Below are 17,659 nucleotides of genomic sequence, written 5' to 3'. Positions count from 1 at the left end.
TTAGGTGTCTTTATTCGCGGCAAGCTTTTTTTTATCTTTTTCAGGCGCTAATTGCTTTTTTAAGCGGTAGTTTTGCCACTTTAATTGCGAAAACAATTTAAAGCTAATAAAACAACCAATCAAAACACCTAATAAAAAGCAGATACTTATTATTACAGCTAAAGGTAGTGTATTACTGGCTATAATGTAATTTACTTGTACTAACTGTGGGTTTTGTGACCCTAATACAAATGCACTGATAAGGCATAGTGCAACCAGAATAATTTTTAATACCTTGAACAAGTAACTACTCCACTAAGTTAACTAGGCAATGCTTTCATTCACGCGGTCGCGTAATTCTTTGCCTGGTTTAAAATGAGGTACATGCTTTCCTTCAAGCTCAACTGTATCACCAGTCTTAGGATTACGACCTGTGCGAGGAGCGCGGAAATGCAAAGAGAAACTACCAAAACCTCTGATCTCAATACGATCTGAAGTAGATAATGAGCCGGCCATTTGTTCAAGAATTTCTTTTACAGCATTCTCAACATCTTTCACTGGAACGTGTGCGTGTTGTTCCGCAAGTATTTCTATCAATTCTGACTTAGTCATAGCGTTTCCTTAAAAAGAGATATAGGAAGGGCAAAAAATGCCCTTCCAACTAAAAACTAATTATATATTAGTCTTTTTGTGCATTTGCGAAAGCAGCTGCCATTGCGTTTTCAAACACTGGCTCTTCTTTCTTAAGCTTCTCTAGTACTTCTTTCTCTTCTGCTTCGAAAAGAGCTTTTACAGATAAGCTTAAAGTGCGGTTCTTACGATCAACACCAACGTATTTAACTTCAATCTCGTCGCCTACAGAAACAACAGTAGTTGCATCTTCAACGCGCTCTTGAGCGATATCAGCTACACGGATGTAACCTTCAACGCCTTCGATAAGTTCAACAGTTGCGCCTTTCGCATCAACTTCAGTCACTTTACCTTTAACAATAGCACCTTTTTTGTTTGCATCAAGGTAGTTATTGAATGGGTCAGCTTCGATTTGCTTAACACCTAGAGAGATACGTTCACGCTCTGGGTCAACTTGCAATACGATAGCAGTGATTTCGTCGCCTTTCTTGAATTCACGTACAGCTTCTTCGCCAGGTGTATTCCAAGAAATGTCTGAAAGGTGTACAAGACCGTCAATACCACCGTCAAGACCGATAAAGATACCGAAGTCAGTGATTGATTTGATCTTACCAGTAACTTGATCGCCTTTGTTTTGTAGACGAGCAAATTCCTGCCAAGGATTAGCAATACATTGCTTAAGACCAAGAGAAATACGACGACGTTCTTCGTCAATTTCTAAAACCATAACTTCAACAGTGTCGCCAAGGCTTACAACTTTTGAAGGATGGATGTTCTTGTTAGTCCAATCCATTTCAGAAACGTGTACTAAACCTTCAACGCCTTCTTCGATTTCCACGAAACAGCCGTAATCTGTAAGGTTAGTAACACGACCAGAAAGTTTAGAACCTTCTGGGTAACGACCAGCGATAGCTGCCCATGGATCTTCACCAAGCTGTTTAAGGCCTAGAGAAACACGAGTTTTATCTTTGTCGAATTTTAGAACTTTAACTGCGATTTCGTCGCCAACATTAACGATTTCTGAAGGGTGCTTAACACGCTTCCAAGCCATATCAGTAATGTGTAGTAGACCATCAACACCACCAAGGTCAACGAATGCACCGTAGTCAGTAAGGTTCTTAACGATACCTTTAACTTCTTGGCCTTCAACAAGGTTAGCAAGAAGCTCTTCACGTTCTTGTGAGTTTTCAGATTCGATAACTGCACGACGTGAAACAACAACGTTGTTACGTTTTTGGTCAAGCTTGATTACTTTAAATTCAAGCTCTTTGCCTTCAAGGTGAGTTGTGTCACGTACCGGACGAACATCAACAAGTGAACCAGGTAGGAAAGCACGGATTGAATCAACTTCAACTGTGAAACCGCCTTTAACTTTACCGTTGATAACACCAGTAACAGTCTCTTGCTCTTCACATGCTTTCTCAAGACGGATCCATGCTTCGTGACGCTTAGCTTTCTCACGAGAAAGGATAGTTTCACCGAAACCGTCTTCAATTGCATCTAGTGCAACATCTACTTCGTCGCCTACAGCAACTTCTAGTTCACCAGCAGCATTTTTGAACTGCTCTGCAGGGATAGCACTTTCTGATTTAAGACCAGCATCTACAAGTACAATGTTATTCTCGATAGAGATTACTGTACCTTTAACGATAGAGCCTTGCTCTGCTTCAAAACCCTTTAAGCTTTCTTCAAATAACTGCGCAAAATTTTCTGACATACGAATATACGTCTCATATATTAATACCAATAAGCAACCATGCTGCATGGGGTTGTTAAAATAGCACTGGCATCCTGCTGGCGCATAAAATGTGTTTAGCTTCGTTTAGGAAGCTTACCTTCAGAGATAGCAATATCCAATAAAGTTATTACCTTATCAAACACTTGCTGTGCATTAAGATCGCTAGTATCGATCTCAATAGCATCCTCTGCAGGTACAAGCGGAGCAACGGTGCGATTCATATCGCGCTCGTCACGAGCTTGAATGTCCTGTAATAGACCACTTAGTGTAACACCAAGGCCGCGCGTATTCAACTCAACAAAGCGTCTACGAGCACGCTCTTGTGCACTGGCTGTTAAATATATTTTTAACGGCGCATCTTGAAAAACCACAGTGCCCATATCACGGCCATCGGCAATTAAGCCATTTTCAGTGCGAAATGCACGCTGGCGACGTAATAACGCTTCACGAACGCGAGGTAATGCTGCAACTTTTGAAGCCGCAGCGCCTACTTCTTCATTACGAATAGTAGTGGTTACATCTTCGCCTTCTAAAATAACTTTTCCTGCATTAGTTTGGCTATCTACCAAAAACTGCACATCTAAATTTGCAGCAAGCGGGACAAGCCCTTCTTCATTGTCTAATGCAATTTGGTGATGAAGTGCAGCTAAAGATAAAACACGATAAATCGCACCGCTATCTAATACATCCCACCCTAACTTGTCGGCTAACAAGCGACAAACAGTTCCTTTACCTGAACCACTTGGGCCATCAACGGTGATCACGGGCATTAATAACGCCTGCATTTAAAACCTCCTGCAATGCACACCTAAATAAACCGCGACATTATACGTCAGTTATTAAAATATATCTGCTATTAGTGTGTAACTTTTGTAATTACTTCTAATTAGCTTATTCACTGACTGACGCTAAAACATTGAAAAATGTAGGAAATGTTTTATAGGTACACTTTGGATCATTAATTGTTATTGGCTTTCCACCAACGGCAACCATTGCAAAACACATGGCTATACGGTGATCGTCGTAAGTATCAACAGCAACATCATTAAATGTTTCAGGTGGGGTGATCTCTATAAAATCTTCACCTTCTACAACCTGTGCGCCTACTTTACGAAGCTCAGTTGCCATTGCATATAAACGGTCTGTCTCTTTTACTCGCCAGTTATAAATGTTACGAATGGCTGTTGGGCCTTTGGCAAAAAGAGCAACAGTTGCAAGAGTCATAGCTGCATCAGGAATTGCATTGGCGTCAATATCCACACCTTTTAGTTCGCCTTTGCGAACAACTAAACGCTCATCATACCAATCAATTTTTGCGCCTACTTGCTCCATTACTTTGGCAAAGCCTATATCACCTTGCACCGATTTGGCACCCACGCCCTTAATTTCAATCTCACCGCCTGCAATTGCAGCCGCAGCAACAAAGTAAGAGGCAGAAGATGCATCGCCTTCAACCATTATGCGATCTAATGATTGATACTGTTGACCACCTTTAACTTTAAAAGTTGCATAATCACTGTGCTCAACATTAACTCCAAAACGTGCCATTACATCAAGTGTAATATCAATATAAGGTTTAGAGACTAAAGTACCTTTAATAGTTATTGTTGTATCACCGTTAAATAATGGCGCTGCCATTAATAGAGCGGTTAAAAATTGACTTGAAATACTGCCGTCAATTTCAACCTCACCGCCTTTTATTTGGCCACCGACAATTTTAAGTGGTGGGTAGTCTTTGTGCTTTGTATACGTAACATCACCACCCAATGCTTGCAGCGCGTCAACCAAGTGCCCTATCGGGCGCTCTTCCATACGTGGCTCGCCTATTAGCTCGTATTCACCAGCAACGCCAGCAAGTACTGCCGTTAAAGGTCTATAAGCAGTACCCGCATTACCTAAAAACAATGGCTCAGTCGGTGTATTAAACACACCACTAACACCCTCTACGGTGGCTACAGTGCGGTCATCATTTAAAGTTACATTTACACCTAATAACTTTAAGGCGCCCAGCATATGGCGTATATCGTCACTATCAAGTAAGTTTTCTACAACGGTAGTACCGCTTGCAAGTGCTGCTAATAATAAAATTCTGTTCGATAGACTCTTTGAACCTGGTAGGGTTACTGTGCCATTTACTCTAGAAATAGGTTCTAAACGAAGCTGCTCCATTAGCTGTACTCCTTTGCAAAAGCAGCCATAAAGTCTACAAGTGCTTGAACACCTTCAATAGGCATTGCGTTATAAATACTTGCGCGCATACCGCCCACAATTCTGTGGCCTTCAAGAGCAAGTAACCCTGCATCTTTAGACTGAGCAACAAACTTATCATTTAAGCTTTCATCATTAAGCCAAAACGGAACATTCATACGTGAACGGCAATGTTTAGCTACTTTATTGGTATAAAAGCTCGATTCATCAATAAAGTCATAAAGTAGCTGCGCTTTAGCAATATTTTGAACTTCCATCGCTTTTACGCCACCATTACTTTCAAGCCATTGAAATACTTCAGCAGCTAAATACCAAGCAAATGTAGGAGGCGTGTTAAACATGCTGCCTTGTTTTGCTTCTAATGCGTAATCTAAAATGCCTGGCTTAGGTAAGCCTTCACGCTCAAGTAATGTTTTACGAACAATAACGATTGATATGCCCGACGGGCCGATATTTTTTTGCGCACCAGCGTAAATTAAATCAAATTTATTAACGTCTATTTCGCGTGATAAAATAGTTGACGACATATCAGCAACGATCGGTGCAGTTGGGTGGCTTGGTACATCAAAAATTTCTAAGCCGTCAACCGTTTCGTTAGGGCAATAGTGAATGTAAGATGCATCTTCTGGTAACACCCAATCAGCAACCTGTTTAATAGAAAACTCGCCATTGGCATCATTACGCACATCAATAGAGGTTGCTTGAGTAAACTTGTTGGCCTCGTCTGTTGCACTTTTTGACCACACGCCGTTTTCGCAATAAACCGCAGCTTTGCCTTCTTGGTGTAAATTTAATGGCACAGCACTAAACTGACCACGACCACCACCATGCATAAACAGCACTTCAAATTCATCACTGATATTCATTAGGCGACGAAGGCTGGCTTCACATTTAGCTGTAAGGGCTAAAAACTCTTTGCTACGATGGCTTATTTCCATCACAGACACACCTAAATCTTGCCAATCTAGAAACTCTTTTTGTGCTTTTTTCATAACCGCTTGCGGAAGCATAGCTGGCCCCGCACAAAAATTATATTTACTCATTACCTTTGCCTCATTCCAGTAATTTAACTACTAAGCATGAATGCTCAATACCCACCCACTAAACCTTTGAGTTTTAGTGAATGAATATAACTTCACACCCTATTAATTTTTTTCAACAACATTAAAAAAAGCGGCCAAGGCCGCTTTTTCAATATCAATTATTCTGAAGGAGGATTATCATCCGCTACTTCATCAATAACCGTATCTACAGTTTCAACGTCTTCAATATCAATCAAGTCACTTTCTGTAACTTCAATCTCTTCTATACGTTGTAAACCAACTACTTGCTCTTCGTCAATAGTTCTGATCAAAATAACACCTTGGGTGTTACGTCCAACCGTAGAAACTTCATTAACGCGAGTACGTACTAAGGTACCACGATTTGAAATAATCATGATTTCGTCGTTATCATCAACTTGTACAGCGCCAACAACAGCACCGTTACGCTCACTCACCTTGATAGATACAACACCCTGTGTTGCACGGCTCTTAGATGGGTAATCTTCTAGTTGTGTACGCTTACCGTAACCATTTTCAGTTACCGTTAAAATAGCACCGTCAGTTTTTGGTACAATTAACGATACTACGCGTTGATCATCGGCCATTTTAATACCACGAACACCTGTAGCGGTACGACCCATTGGGCGAACGCCTTTGAAACGAATCTCAGGGTTACCTTCTTCGTCTAATACTGGGTTACCGTTTTCATCAACAACTGTTGTTTCTTCAGCTTCTTTAAAGCGTACAACTTTACCTGCATCAGTGAACAACATAATTTCGTTGCTACCATCGGTAATATCAACCCCAATCAGGCTATCGCCATCATTTAAGTTAACAGCAATAATACCGCTTGCACGTTGACGACTGTAAGCCGTTAATGGTGTTTTCTTAACTGTACCAAATGCTGTTGCCATAAAGATGTATTTATCTTCTGCGTACTCGCGTACTGGCAATATAGCAGTAATACGTTCATCAGCTTCAAGTGGTAACAAGTTAACAATTGGCTTACCGCGCGCTGCACGACTCGCTAGTGGTAACTGATATACTTTAAGCCAATATAAACGACCGGCCGTAGAGAAACACAATATAGTATCGTGTGTATTTGCAACTAATAGACGCTCGATGAAATCTTCATCTTTCATCTTCGTTGCTGACTTACCTTTACCACCACGACGCTGTGCTTCGTAATCAGACAATGCTTGATACTTCACATAACCTTCGTGAGAAAGCGTTACGACTACGTTTTCTTCGGTAATTAAGTCTTCAAGGCTGATATCGTGAGCAGCTGCATTAATTTCAGTGCGACGCTCATCACCATATTGCTCTTTAATTTCAACTAGCTCGTCACGAATAACTTCCATCAAACGCTCAGGAGTTGCCAAAATATAAAGTAGTTCAGCAATTAATTCTAATAACGCTTGGTATTCGGTCAAGATTTTTTCGTGTTCAAGACCTGTTAGCTTATGTAAACGCAAATCAAGAATTGCTTGAGCTTGTTGCTCAGAGATATAATATTGACCATCGCGAATACCAAGTTCGCTCGCTAACCAATCTGGACGAGCAACATTGTCTTCACCTGCTTTTTCAAGCATACCTTGTACATTACCTAATTCCCACGGACGCGCTGTTAAAGCAATTTTAGCTTCAGCAGGTGTAGGGGATTTACGAATAAGTTCGATAATTGGGTCAATGTTTGCAAGCGCAATCGCTAAGCCTTCAAGCGTGTGTGCACGGTCACGGGCTTTACGTAAATCAAATACTGTACGACGAGTTACTACTTCACGACGGTGAATAATAAACTCTTCTAACATTTCTTTTAAATTGAAACATTTAGGTTGGTTATTAATTAGCGCAACCATATTCATACCAAACACAGTTTGTAACTGAGTTTGTGAATACAAGTTGTTTAAAATAACTTCGCCTACGTCACCACGTTTAATTTCAATAACGATACGCATACCGTCTTTATCTGATTCATCACGTAGCGCACTAATACCTTCAATTTTCTTATCTTTAACCAGCTCAGCAATTTTTTCAATTAAACGAGCTTTATTAACTTGATAAGGAATTTCGTGAACGATGATTGTTTCACGGCCTGTTTTTTCATCGGTTTCGATGTCGGCGCGTGCACGCATGTACACTTTACCACGGCCAGTTAAGTAGGCTTGTTCAATACCCTTCTTACCGTTGATAATTGCAGCCGTTGGGAAATCAGGACCAGGAATATAATCCATTAACTCTAAAATAGTTAAATCTGGATTTTGAATAAGTGCCAAACAACCATTTACAACTTCAGTTAAGTTATGTGGTGGTATATTTGTAGCCATACCTACTGCAATACCTGACGAACCATTCACTAATAAATTAGGAACTTTCGTTGGTAAAACATCAGGGATGAACTCAGTGCCATCGTAGTTAGGAACGAAATCAACCGTTTCTTTTTCAAGATCGGCTAATAACTCATGCGACATTTTAGCCATACGTACTTCTGTATAACGCATTGCCGCTGCTGAATCACCATCAACCGAACCGAAGTTACCTTGGCCATCTACTAGCATATAACGCAGTGAGAATGGCTGAGCCATACGAACTATCGTGTCATAAACTGCACTGTCGCCGTGTGGGTGGTATTTACCGATTACGTCACCGACCACACGGGCCGATTTTTTGTAAGGCTTGTTCCAGTCATTACTAAGCTCGTTCATTGCAAACAAAACGCGGCGATGAACAGGTTTTAAGCCGTCACGTACGTCTGGTAATGCACGTCCTACAATTACGCTCATTGCGTAATCTAAGTAGGAGTTTTTTAACTCGTCTTCAATATTGACTGGCAGAATTTCATTGGCGAGATCAGTCATTTGATATCACATTCCTTCAGTATCAGCTCTCAACAACCCGGTATTGGGTATTAAGAGTATTGTTATTATTTCTAACAGCCATGCTATCACAATTAATTTTAATTTACAGGCGCAAAACTTTGCGATTTATCAATTTAGCCCTATATAATGGCCTCAGATTGACGAGGAAGTATTTTATGACCGAACATCAAAATGTAGATCACGCAGAAATAGCAAAATTTGAAGCCATCGCCGAGCGTTGGTGGGACCTAGACGGAGAATTCAAACCTCTTCACGAAATTAACCCGTTACGTTTAGACTTTATAGCAAACAAAACGCAAGGCTTATTCGATAAAGAAACACTCGATGTTGGCTGTGGTGGCGGTATTTTAAGCCAAAGCATGGCGCGCATGGGCGCAAAAGTAACTGGCATCGATATGGGGCAAGAGCCTTTAACTGTTGCTAAGTTGCACAGTTTAGAAACTGGCGTAAATGTAGATTACATAAAAGTGCCAGCAGAAGAGTTTGCATCGCAACACCCAGAGCGCTTTGATGTAATAACCTGTATGGAAATGCTTGAGCACGTTCCCGACCCAGCATCTATCATTCATGCCGTAGCTGCACTTGCCAAACCAGGCGCAGACGTGTTTTTTTCAACCCTGAACAAAACACCTAAAGCATATTTATACGCTATTGTTGGTGCTGAAAAGCTTTTAAAAATGGTGCCTGAAGGTACACACGACCATAAAAAGTTTATAAAACCTGCACAGCTTATTACATGGGCAGAGCAAGCGGGTTTAAAAGTTCGTGCAAGTACAGGCCTTTCTTATAACCCACTATCAAAGCAATATACGCTCAATAGTGACGTTAGCGTAAATTACATACTGTACTTCGAGAAGTTAGCTTAATGGCTAACTCTCAAGCCCCCCTCCCCCTTATTGAGTACGATGCATTTTTATTTGATTTAGACGGCACTCTACTCGACACCGCTGATGATTTAGGTGCGGCTTTAAATGCAGTTCTCATTAATAATAAAATAGAGCCTGTTAGTAGTGATGTATACCGTCCTGCGGCATCTAACGGCGCAGGCGCATTATTAGAGGCTGGTTTTAAAGAGTTATGGGACACACAACCTCAAAGCGAGCTTATTAAGCAATTAGTTGACGAATACGCTGCAAACATAGCAAATCACACACATTGCTTCAGCGGTGTTGAATCGTTGCTTATTGCCCTTGATCAGAAAAAGATCAAATGGGGGATCATGACTAACAAACCAGGGTTTTTAACTGATCCTTTAGTGGCAGCAATTCCCGCATTGAAAAATGCTAGTGTAGTAATAAGTGGCGACACCTTAGCTGAAGCTAAGCCATCCCCTTTACCGCTGCTACACTGTGCAAAGCTTATGGGAGTGCAACCAAAACGCTGTTTGTACATTGGTGATGCACAGCGAGACATACAAGCAGGCAAAGCCGCAGGTATGCGCACAGCAACGGCACTTTGGGGTTACATACCAAGTATTGATGAAGCCAACAGCTGGAATGCTGATTTTAACTGGCAAAGCCCAATTGATGGTTTTAACCATATATAGTGCCATGTTAATTAATAAACACTATATATTGTGATTGTGTTAGTTTTTACGCAAAGCTTGCTGATAAAAAAAGCAGTCAAAATTTATTTTTAAAATGCGTAAATTTAGCAGATCATTAGTTGATTTTTGCATATTTCAACTTAAATGATTGTTCGAAGGTGAGTATCTACTAACACAAATACGTTATCCCGAAGTTATCCACAAATAGGGGCAATTATGTCCCTTGCAAAACAACTCAGACCACACTATCTTGTGATCTCTAAATTGAACAACACCAGATATTGTGGCCAAATGTTATTCAATTAAATTCACAAATATGGCGAAACTTATAATAAATGAGTATATACCTTGCCCCGGCGAGGTATAAAGCATTGGTCAAAATACATAATTCCCAAGGAATACAGGCAAATGAACCAACAGTTATCTGTAAGCAAACGTGACGGGCGTAAAGAGCCTCTTGATCTGGATAAGATCCATCGCGTTATTGAGTGGGCCGCCGAAGGTTTAAACAACGTTTCGGTTTCGCAAGTTGAATTAAAGTCGCACATTCAGTTTTACGACGGTATTCGTACTAAAGACATTCACGAAACCATCATTAAAGCAGCAGCGGATCAGATTTCAAAAGAATCGCCTGATTACCAATACTTAGCTGCACGTTTAGCTGTATTCCATTTACGTAAAAAAGCGTACGGTCAATTTGAGCCACCACGTTTATTTGACCACGTAACAAAAATGGTTGCCGATAAACGCTATGATGCTCATTTACTAGTAGATTACACAGAGCAAGAGTTAGATGAGCTTGATGCATACCTTGATCATTCTCGCGATCTTAACTTTAGCTACGCAGCTGTAAAACAGCTTGAAGGCAAGTATCTCGTTCAAAACCGTGTATCGGGTGAAATATACGAAAGTGCACAGTTTTTATATATTTTAGTAGCAGCAAGCTTATTTTCAGACTACCCAAGTGAAACACGCGTTTCTTACATTAAACGTTTTTACGATGCAGTATCTTTATTTAAAATATCTCTACCAACGCCAATTATGTCGGGTGTACGTACGCCTACTCGCCAGTTTAGCTCGTGTGTATTGATTGAATGTGGCGACAGCCTTGATTCAATCAATGCAACGTCGTCAGCTATTGTTAAATACGTTTCACAACGTGCGGGAATTGGTATTAATGCAGGTCGAATTCGTGCGCTAGGTAGCCATATTCGTAACGGCGAAGCGTATCACACAGGTTGTATCCCTTTTTATAAGCACTTTCAAACAGCGGTTAAAAGTTGTTCACAAGGTGGTGTACGTGGCGGCGCAGCAACATTATTCTACCCGCTTTGGCATTTAGAAGTAGAGAACCTACTTGTACTTAAAAATAACCGTGGTGTAGATGACAACCGCGTTCGCCACCTTGATTACGGCGTACAGTTTAATAAACTAATGTACTCTCGTTTAATTAAAGATGACTACATTACATTATTTAGCCCATCAGATGTGCCTGGCCTTTACGATGCATTTTTTGAAGACCAAGCTGAGTTTGACGCACTTTACGTACAATACGAACAAGACGAGTCTATTCGTAAAAAACGTATTAAAGCCATTGAGCTTTTCTCTATGTTTGCGCAAGAGCGTGCAAGTACTGGTCGTATTTATTTACAAAATGTGGATCACTGTAATACACACAGCCCATTTATTTCTAAAGTTGCGCCAATTCGCCAATCTAACTTATGTTTAGAAATTGCATTGCCAACTAAGCCACTTAATAACGTAAATGACGAAGAAGGCGAAATCGCCCTTTGTACACTTTCTGCGTTTAACCTAGGTGCAATAGAGTCACTTGATGAGCTTGAAGAGCTAGCTGAACTTGCAGTACGCGCACTTGATAACTTACTTGATTTCCAAGACTACCCTGTACCGGCTGCTAAAAATGCAACTATGGGTCGTCGTACACTAGGAATAGGCGTAATTAACTACGCATACTACCTAGCTAAAAACGGTAAGCGTTATTCTGATGGCAGCGCTAATGCATTAACGCATAAAACCTTTGAAGCTATTCAATATTACTTGATGAAAGCATCAAACGAGCTTGCTAAAGAACGTGGCGCATGTCCTAAGTTTAACGAGACAACGTATTCACAAGGTATTATGCCAACAGATACGTACAAACGTGATTTAGATAAAATTTGTGATGAGCCACTTCATCTTGATTGGGATACACTACGTGCAAGTATTAAAGAGCACGGTATGCGTAACTCAACACTAAGTGCATTAATGCCATCAGAAACATCGTCGCAAATCTCTAACGCAACTAACGGTATTGAGCCACCACGTGGACATATTAGCGTTAAAGCAAGTAAAGACGGTATTTTAAAACAAGTTGTTCCTGAGTATGAGCGTTTAAAAGATCAGTACGAGCTACTATGGGACATTCCATCAAACGATGGTTATCTACAACTTGTTGGCATAATGCAAAAATTTGTTGACCAAACAATTTCTGCAAATACAAATTATGATCCAAACAAGTTCGAAGGCGGTAAAGTACCTATGCAAGTCTTATTAAAAGACTTACTAAGCGCGTACAAACTAGGTGTTAAAACCTTGTATTACCACAATACTCGCGACGGCGCCTCAGATTCACAAGAAGATGCTCCAGAAGTGGAAGATGACGATTGTGAAGGCGGCGCGTGTAAAATATAACTGCTGATTTTTATTTTAAGCGGGCATTTAGCCCGCTTTTTCTGATAGTTTTTTGAGTGATAAACATGTCTTATACTACTTTTAGCCGAAACCATAATAACCAAATGCAAGAGCCAATGTTTTTTGGCCAAACTGTAAACGTATCTCGTTACGACCAACAAAAATACCCAATTTTTGAAAAGTTAATTGAAAAGCAACTGTCTTTCTTTTGGCGTCCTGAGGAAGTAGATGTAAGTAAAGACCGTTTAGACTTTCAAGCATTACCAGATCACGAAAAGCATATATTTTTAAGCAACTTAAAATACCAAACACTGCTTGATAGTGTACAAGGACGTTCGCCAAACGTGGCTCTACTTCCAATTGTATCGCTACCAGAGCTTGAAACATGGATAGAAACGTGGGCGTTCAGTGAAACAATTCACAGCCGCTCATACACGCATATTATCCGTAACGTAACACAAGCACCTGAGCTTATTTTTGATGACATTGTTAGCAACGATAAAATTAGCGAACGTGCTGATGCCGTAACTAAATACTACGATGACTTAATTAACTCTGTATCGCTTTACAACTTATACGGTGAAGGCAAACACGAGATTAACGGTAAAACAGTTATCATTAATTTATTTGAGCTTAAAAAGAAACTTTACCTGGCTATGATGTCGGTAAATATTCTTGAAGCGATTCGCTTTTACGTAAGCTTTGCATGTTCGTTTGCATTTGCTGAGCGCGAGCTAATGGAAGGTAACGCTAAAATCATCAAGCTAATTGCACGCGATGAAGCACTTCACCTTTCTGGTACTCAGCATATTTTAAACATCATGCAAGATGGTAAGGACGATCCAGAAATGGCGATTGTTGCTGCCCAGTGCCGCGACGAAGCAATTAAAATGTTTGTTGATGCTGCAGAGCAAGAAAAAGAGTGGGCCGAATACTTATTTAAAGATGGTTCGATGATTGGCTTAAATAAGCATATTTTATGTCAGTACGTTGAATACATTACCAATGCACGTATGACTGCGATTGGCTTGCCAGCACAGTTTGAAAATAACAGTAACCCTATCCCGTGGATAAACTCGTGGTTAGTGTCTGATAACGTGCAAGTAGCACCACAAGAAGCAGAAATAAGCTCATACCTTGTTGGTCAGATAGACTCTCAAGTTGATGCATCAGAATTTGGTGATTTTGATTTATAATGAGTGACAAGTCTACTGCAAGCATAACGCTTGCAGAAAACAGCCAGTGTATAGAATTTATCGCTGGCTGCCCTTCTCTTCTACACTGCTTAGAATCCATGAAAATAGACGTCGCATTCCAATGCCGTGAAGGCTATTGCGGCGCTTGTAGAGCAACTTTAGTGTCAGGCAGTGTTGAGTATAACGAAGAGCCACTTGCGTTTGTACGCGAAGGCGAAATACTGTTGTGCTGCTGTAAACCCAATGGCAATGTAAGTATTGATCTGAAATAAAAATCAATACTTACATCCATCGTTTATTAAACTTATCAATAGTGTGGAACGAACCGGTAATGTCCGGTAATTTTATAATCAAAAAGCATATCGCTTTTTTGCGGACCACGCCCTATATTATGCACAATAAGTGGGTTACCCGTATCTTGAGATAACTCATTAATCACCATACCTATATGAGGTAAATTACCTGGTAACATCCACGTTACTATATCGCCGGTTTTATAATCACTCACTTTGTTGGATTTACTCAATACGTTGGCATGGCGCTCAAAGTAAGCTTGTAAATTTGGAACACGTCGGTGATCTATATTTTTATCAGGCTTAGTTAAGCCCCAAATACGTTTAGATGGATACAGCGCAAAGTTTTTTTGCATGTCTTCATGCACGAGTTTCTGTAAATCAACACCTAACTTTCTGTAACTTCTAATTATTACATCGGTGCACACACCTATATTTTTAGGTACATCCCCACCAGGGTAGCCAATAGAGCGATAAGCGCCGTCGTAAGTCACATCATGAGTTGTACGCTCAAGCAGAGCTGAAACAATATCTTCTTCAAACGATGCTGCATTACTATTAATACACGCTAAAGTAAGTAAACACCCAATAATTCTGTACATATAAACTCCTTTAAACCTAAAATTGAGTTACAGCGTTTGGGCTACGTGCCTAAGCACGTCTATTTTATTGCCTTTACTTGCAAATTGCGTATCCAGCGCATATGCCATTTTTTCAAGCGGAGCGTCGTTATATCCTAAATGTTGGATTTCGCTAATGTAACGCATCATAAACGCGTCTGGACCAAGTTTAAGCCACTGCGCTACATGCACAAGCTCATGAAAATGAACCCTCAAATCTTTTGCAACCTCAGGAAGTAGATAATAGGTATTTTTATACGTGATACCTGCTGCATCCATATCTACAAAATCGCCTAAACCCATTTCTCGCAGACCCGCAAAGTCTGGCTTTGGTATTTGGTCTACAACAACGTAATACGCGTTTTTTAAAAACTCGGCAGGATAAAACCCATAAAATTCATTACTGAATTTATCACAACTCACTTTTTGACTACTGTATTTTAAATTTGTAGCGTCAATCCAATTTTCTATTTGTTCTAGCACAGCTCCTCTCCTAAAGTACAAATGCAACACACCATGTGTAAACCTTAATCTAATATTGTAGTAAATTTTTTAACCAGCACTTTTAGTATTAACACCTCGCAACTAGCGAAGAAAATAGAACACATAGAATATCTAAACACAAAGCTCTAAATCAAAATTATCATATAAGCATAACCGGTCTATAAACAGTAAAAACCTTTTTTATACTTTTTAAAGTGTTATTATTTGTAACTAAAACAGTAACACTTAGAATCATGTATAATTTTACTAATACACTCTTTCGCATGAAAATAATGCGTTTCAGTCCCATTGTCTTACTGAGCATATTAAGTAATACAGTAAATGCTGAAAATATAAAACCGTTCACATCAGATGGCTGTAGTGCTTTTCCGGACGGCACCACAAAAGATAAAAAGTTGTGGCTTGCATGTTGTAAAGCGCACGACTACGCCTACTGGCAAGGTGGCACTTATTGGCAACGTTTAGAAGCAGATAAAGCCTTGCAACAGTGTTATTGAAGCCGGCGAAACGAGTGAGTATAGCGAACATTATGCTTGCTGGAGTTCGATTTGGTGGCAGCCCTTATATACCATCGACTTTCAGATGGGGCTATGGTTGGCCCTACCCTAGGTTATATCAAGCATTAACAACTGATGAAATTAAGCAAATTGCTGCTTTAAAAACGGTATTAATCCAAACCAATTAACACATTGTGAAAAACTGGGTTATGCAAATAATATCAAAAGGAATTGAATCACTATGCTTATACTGCTAAGTATCATTTTAACTTTGTTTCCAACGGTAATATCTTATTTTGTTTCACGTAATTACGCTAAAAAGGCTAAAGCGACTAATAAAGGTGCTTACATCAGAGCAGTGCTTTGGCTTAGTGTTTTCTCGTGGACACTATTTGCTGCTGTTGGGCACGGTGCAATCACCTTCCCCTTACCTTCAACGTTTGCGGTCGTGTTATATGTGTTTCTATATGACGAACGCGGTATCTATTTCCATCCTCACATATTTTTAAGCCCAACGATTCCAATAGCCGTTTATTTAATAAGCTATTTCAAATACAAAAAAGCGGTCAATAAAGAGCTAACGCCCTAGCCCACTGTTGGCTCATCAGTATCTTGTAAGGTCCAAAGCTGCACTTACTCCTGCTGTACACTTCTTTGCTGTGAAACTACAACGTTATTATCTGAATATAAATGTGTAAATAATAGGTCTGGTAAATAAATAAAGCGTCATTACCAAAAATAACGAGTTTACTAATGCACCTAGATATACAAAAAAGCCTTAAAGTAAAACCTGCTCACATCGTCTCATTTATTGTGTTTTTATTTGTTTCAATATCTACGTTTACCGCTCAAGTATATGCCGCTGATGCAGTATGGCCTTCAAAAACCACTTACAAATATGCAAATGTAAACGGTAAAAAGATATTTTACCGAGAAGCTGGCGCGCAGCATAAGCAAACCATTGTACTTTTACATGGGTATCCGTCGTCTTCACACAGCTACCGAGAATTGATCCCACTCTTATCAGGTCGTTATCATGTGATTGCACCTGATTATTTAGGCTCTGGTTATAGCGCACGCCCAAACCCAAAAACTCAAAAATATACTTTTTAATTTCTAGCTCAATACGTTGAAGGATTACTAACAACACTTAAAGTAAAGCGCTACAGCCTTTATATACACGACTTTGGAGCTCCTGTGGGCTTTAGAATGTTCTTAAATAACCCAAATAAACTTGATGCACTTATTGTACAAAATGGTAATGCGTATTTAGAGGGGCTAACCCTACCGAGGCAAGCCTTTTTTAAAGCCGCGAATGAGGACAAATCACAAGCGCAGAGTGATAAAATTTATTCGTTCACGTCTAATAAAGCCATTATTAATAAGCAATATTTACGAGACGTACAAAGTAACCCAGAAGTAATGAGCCCTAATAGCTGGACGCACGATCTTCACTTTTTACAAACTAAATCCGATAGAGTAATTCAAGTACAATTGCTACAAGATTACTACAATAACCTTCTCGACTACCCTAAATGGCAAGCTTATTTACGCAAGTACCAACCAGCAACATTAATTGTATGGGTAAAAACGACCCTGCGTTTATAGCCGCAGGCGCTAAAGCATATTTAAAAGATGTACCGAACGCTGAAATACATTTACTCGATTCAGGACACTTTAGTGTTGAAGAAAAACCAGTTGAGATTGCAAAGTACATTGTGAACTTTATGGGTAAGCTATAAATAGCAGAAATAAAAAACGCTGAGGGTATAAACCATCAGCGTTTCATTAAATTGTACTAACTTAAGCTAAATCCAAAGAAATAGTATTTAATA

Annotated in this window: 19 protein-coding genes; 10 read left to right on the top strand and 9 right to left on the bottom strand. The window is 39.8% G+C overall.

Annotated elements, in window-relative coordinates; translation table 11 throughout:
• The 7 genes from AC5NT5_RS07940 to gyrA form a co-directional block, all read right to left on the bottom strand.
• Window positions 1-282 (bottom strand): lipopolysaccharide assembly protein LapA domain-containing protein, encoded by a 282-nt coding sequence (locus AC5NT5_RS07940; protein ID WP_039489780.1) that lies wholly within the window; start codon window positions 280-282, stop codon window positions 1-3.
• Between the two features lie 21 nt (window positions 283-303).
• Complete coding sequence (gene ihfB / locus AC5NT5_RS07935) at window positions 304-591, bottom strand: integration host factor subunit beta (protein ID WP_002961178.1); 288 nt, start codon at window positions 589-591, stop codon at window positions 304-306.
• Window positions 592-658: 67 nt separating this feature from the next.
• On the bottom strand, window positions 659-2,326 hold the full coding sequence (gene rpsA, locus AC5NT5_RS07930) for a 30S ribosomal protein S1 (RefSeq protein WP_002961176.1): 1,668 nt from the start codon (window positions 2,324-2,326) through the stop codon (window positions 659-661).
• A 95-nt stretch (window positions 2,327-2,421) separates the two neighbouring features.
• Entirely contained in the window at window positions 2,422-3,132 is a 711-nt protein-coding gene (gene cmk, locus AC5NT5_RS07925; RefSeq protein WP_494513103.1) for a (d)CMP kinase, read from the bottom strand.
• 106 nt (window positions 3,133-3,238) lie between these two features.
• On the bottom strand, window positions 3,239-4,516 hold the full coding sequence (aroA, locus tag AC5NT5_RS07920; RefSeq protein WP_182672604.1) for a 3-phosphoshikimate 1-carboxyvinyltransferase: 1,278 nt from the start codon (window positions 4,514-4,516) through the stop codon (window positions 3,239-3,241).
• Window positions 4,516-5,598, bottom strand: coding sequence for a 3-phosphoserine/phosphohydroxythreonine transaminase (gene serC / locus AC5NT5_RS07915; protein ID WP_494513104.1), 1,083 nt, complete (start codon window positions 5,596-5,598; stop codon window positions 4,516-4,518). The genes aroA and serC overlap by 1 nt, the downstream gene beginning before the upstream one ends.
• 158 nt (window positions 5,599-5,756) lie before the next feature.
• Entirely contained in the window at window positions 5,757-8,456 is a 2,700-nt protein-coding gene (gene gyrA / locus AC5NT5_RS07910; protein WP_002961163.1) for a DNA topoisomerase (ATP-hydrolyzing) subunit A, read from the bottom strand.
• 176 nt (window positions 8,457-8,632) lie between these two features.
• Between gyrA and ubiG the strand changes: the two genes are divergently transcribed.
• The 5 genes from ubiG (at window position 8,633) to yfaE (ending at window position 14,182) form a co-directional block, all read left to right on the top strand.
• Entirely contained in the window at window positions 8,633-9,343 is a 711-nt protein-coding gene (gene ubiG / locus AC5NT5_RS07905; protein ID WP_024597262.1) for a bifunctional 2-polyprenyl-6-hydroxyphenol methylase/3-demethylubiquinol 3-O-methyltransferase UbiG, read from the top strand.
• A complete protein-coding gene (locus AC5NT5_RS07900; protein ID WP_182715356.1) occupies window positions 9,343-10,023 on the top strand; it encodes an HAD family hydrolase in 681 nt (226 codons plus the stop codon). Before ubiG ends, AC5NT5_RS07900 begins: the two co-directional genes overlap by 1 nt.
• 408 nt (window positions 10,024-10,431) lie before the next feature.
• Entirely contained in the window at window positions 10,432-12,714 is a 2,283-nt protein-coding gene (nrdA, locus tag AC5NT5_RS07895) for a class 1a ribonucleoside-diphosphate reductase subunit alpha (RefSeq protein WP_494513105.1), read from the top strand.
• Window positions 12,715-12,779: 65 nt separating this feature from the next.
• Window positions 12,780-13,910 (top strand): class Ia ribonucleoside-diphosphate reductase subunit beta, encoded by a 1,131-nt coding sequence (gene nrdB / locus AC5NT5_RS07890; RefSeq protein WP_002961159.1) that lies wholly within the window; start codon window positions 12,780-12,782, stop codon window positions 13,908-13,910.
• On the top strand, window positions 13,910-14,182 hold the full coding sequence (yfaE, locus tag AC5NT5_RS07885; RefSeq protein ID WP_039489790.1) for a class I ribonucleotide reductase maintenance protein YfaE: 273 nt from the start codon (window positions 13,910-13,912) through the stop codon (window positions 14,180-14,182). The genes nrdB and yfaE overlap by 1 nt, the downstream gene beginning before the upstream one ends.
• A 35-nt stretch (window positions 14,183-14,217) precedes the next feature.
• Here the strand turns inward: yfaE and AC5NT5_RS07880 are convergent, their stop codons facing one another.
• A complete protein-coding gene (locus AC5NT5_RS07880) occupies window positions 14,218-14,805 on the bottom strand; it encodes a DUF1287 domain-containing protein (RefSeq protein ID WP_182748935.1) in 588 nt (195 codons plus the stop codon).
• Window positions 14,806-14,832: 27 nt separating this feature from the next.
• On the bottom strand, window positions 14,833-15,306 hold the full coding sequence (locus tag AC5NT5_RS07875; protein ID WP_335675870.1) for a hypothetical protein: 474 nt from the start codon (window positions 15,304-15,306) through the stop codon (window positions 14,833-14,835).
• 293 nt (window positions 15,307-15,599) lie between these two features.
• On the opposite strand from AC5NT5_RS07875, the gene AC5NT5_RS07870 reads away from it, so the two are divergent.
• The 5 genes from AC5NT5_RS07870 to AC5NT5_RS07850 all read left to right on the top strand — a co-directional run bounded on the left by AC5NT5_RS07870 (window position 15,600) and on the right by AC5NT5_RS07850 (window position 17,566).
• Window positions 15,600-15,824, top strand: a complete 225-nt coding sequence (locus tag AC5NT5_RS07870; RefSeq protein ID WP_259395033.1) for a hypothetical protein — start codon at window positions 15,600-15,602, stop codon at window positions 15,822-15,824.
• A gap of 241 nt (window positions 15,825-16,065) precedes the next feature.
• On the top strand, window positions 16,066-16,413 hold the full coding sequence (locus AC5NT5_RS07865) for a hypothetical protein (protein ID WP_494513106.1): 348 nt from the start codon (window positions 16,066-16,068) through the stop codon (window positions 16,411-16,413).
• 164 nt (window positions 16,414-16,577) lie between these two features.
• Window positions 16,578-16,937 (top strand): alpha/beta fold hydrolase, encoded by a 360-nt coding sequence (locus AC5NT5_RS07860; protein WP_259395032.1) that lies wholly within the window; start codon window positions 16,578-16,580, stop codon window positions 16,935-16,937.
• 96 nt (window positions 16,938-17,033) lie between these two features.
• Window positions 17,034-17,432 carry a hypothetical protein gene (locus AC5NT5_RS07855; protein ID WP_494513107.1) on the top strand — a complete coding sequence of 133 codons (399 nt, stop codon included), beginning with the start codon at window positions 17,034-17,036 and terminating at the stop codon, window positions 17,430-17,432.
• Complete coding sequence (locus AC5NT5_RS07850) at window positions 17,405-17,566, top strand: alpha/beta fold hydrolase (RefSeq protein ID WP_494513108.1); 162 nt, start codon at window positions 17,405-17,407, stop codon at window positions 17,564-17,566. The genes AC5NT5_RS07855 and AC5NT5_RS07850 overlap by 28 nt, the downstream gene beginning before the upstream one ends.
• Window positions 17,567-17,659: the final 93 nt, after the last annotated feature.

It is taken from the genome of Pseudoalteromonas sp. J2K-J599, assembly GCF_059295115.2.
Note: the sequence above shows the minus strand (reverse complement) of the source record. Positions and strands in the feature narration are given on the sequence as shown.